This window comes from Corallococcus sp. AB049A (assembly GCF_003668885.1).
Classification (GTDB): Bacteria; Myxococcota; Myxococcia; order Myxococcales; family Myxococcaceae; genus Corallococcus; species Corallococcus interemptor.
In genome coordinates this window covers 1-1,770 of record NZ_RAWL01000767.1, presented here as the reverse complement: position 1 = coordinate 1,770, position 1,770 = coordinate 1, and the positions used below count along the sequence as shown (strand labels likewise).

Here is a 1,770-nt window from a genome sequence, read left to right as displayed (position 1 = left end):
GGTGGGGTATTGCTGGAGGGGATGCCCACCTTCCGCCGCGCCCTCGCCTTCGTGCTCCTGGCCACCGGTTGCTCGCACACGTCCTTCGAGCGCGCCAGCGAGCTGGACACCGTGCAGGCCTACCAGGAGTTCCTGCGCGAGCACCCGGAGGATCCGGAGGCGACGACGGCCCAGGGGCGCATCGAGGGCCTGGAGTTCGACGAGGCGAAGCGGCTGCACTCGGTCATCGCCTACAAGCGCTTCCTGGAGACGTACCCGGACGCGCCGCAGCGGCAGCGGGCGCAGACGCTGCTGGAGGGCCTGCGCTTCAACGTCGCGAAGGAGGCGGACTCGGAGGCCGGGTGGCGGCAGTTCCTCGCCGAGCACCCCGACGGCGCCCACCGCGACGAGGCGCGCGCGAAGCTCCAGGCGGCCCAGGAGCGCGAGCTCCAGACGACCACCGACCCGCAGCGCGTGTCTCGGCTGCTCCAGGGCGAGGCCGCCGGCGCGCGCCGCGAGGAGCTGGAGCGCAAGCTGGACGACACCTCCTTCGCCCAGGCCACGGACGCCGGGAAGCTCTTCGCGTACCTGCGCGACTTCCCCGCGGGCGCGCACCGCGAGGAGGTCCGCGTCAAGCTGCTGGAGCTGGAGGTGGAGGGGCTGCTCGTCTCCGGGCTGGTGGACGAGGCCGAGGCGAAGGTGAAGACCCACCCGCTGGGGCCCAAGCTGACGGGCTTCCCCGCGCGCCTGGCCCGGGCCCGCGCGGAGCAGGGCGCCCTGGCCCGCACCGAGCCCGCCGCCCGCGCGATGCAGGCGGGCCACTACCTGCGCGACCTGGAGGACCTGAAGCGCGCGCTCGTGGCGCCGGATCCGCTGGACCGCTGGCAGGCCGCGGAGGAGCTGGGCCAGCACGTCTCCGTGCGCGCGGTGGATCCGCTGCTGGAGGCGCTGCGCACCGCTCGCAACCCGCTGATCCGTCAGAACGCGCTGTCGTCGCTGCGCTCGGTGCTCTCCGCGCTGCCCGCTCCGGTGGCCGCCTATGAGGTCGCCTCGCGCCTGGAGTCCCTGCGCGAGCGCGCCAGCAGCCCGGAGCTCTACATCACCGTGGCGGCGCTGCTGGACCTGAGCGGCCAGGTGGAGCAGGCCGCCAGCCAGTACCAGCGCGTTTATGAATCCGGCGGCACGGATCCGCTGGTGCTCTGGCGCTGGGTGCAGCTGCGCGAGCAGCGCCAGCAGGCGTTCTCCTCGGCGGTGGCGGCCCGGCAGCTCGCGGTGTGGGCGCAGACCACGGCGCGCGAGGAGAACGTGTCCGCGGAGGGTGGGGTGCCCCTGGCGTCCGCCCGTCAGCTCTGCGCGGCGGTGGTGGACGCGCGCTTCGCGGCCCAGGCCATCGCCCGGGTGCGCGGCCAGAAGACGGAGTTCCCCGAGGACCTGGCCGACTTCGAGCGCACCGCCCAGGACGCCATCCGGCTCGCCGAGGCGAAGCTCGCGGACGCGGAGCTGCTGCTGCGCCAGCAGCACCCCGGCGTGCGCACCTGCGCGGATCAACAGGTCGCAGAGCGCCTGTCGCAGGGCGTGAAGGAGCGCACCCAGGCGCTCCAGCAGGCCTCCAGCGCGAAGCTGCCGAAGCCCGTGGGCACGCTGCTGCTGGAGCTGGCCCGCGAAAGAGATCCGTCCCCGGAGGTCCGCGCCGCGGCGGCCTCCCGGTTGGCTGGATCCACCCCTCCCTGAGACGGACTGGCGGACCCGGCGACGGCGGTTAGAGTCCCAGCCCCCCATGGCCTGTCTCTT

1 protein-coding gene is annotated in these 1,770 nt (G+C 74.0%); it reads left to right on the top strand.

From position 1 onward, the window contains the following. The first annotated feature begins 21 nt into the window (after positions 1-21). Positions 22-1,710, top strand: a complete 1,689-nt coding sequence (locus D7X55_RS39200) for a HEAT repeat domain-containing protein (RefSeq protein ID WP_120552265.1) — start codon at positions 22-24, stop codon at positions 1,708-1,710. Positions 1,711-1,770: the final 60 nt, after the last annotated feature.

Excerpts from the sequence above, each read along its gene's own strand:
- D7X55_RS39200 (WP_120552265.1), top strand. The coding sequence starts at position 22 with ATGCCCACCTTCCGCCGCGCCCTCGCCTTCGTGCTCCTGGCCACCGGT.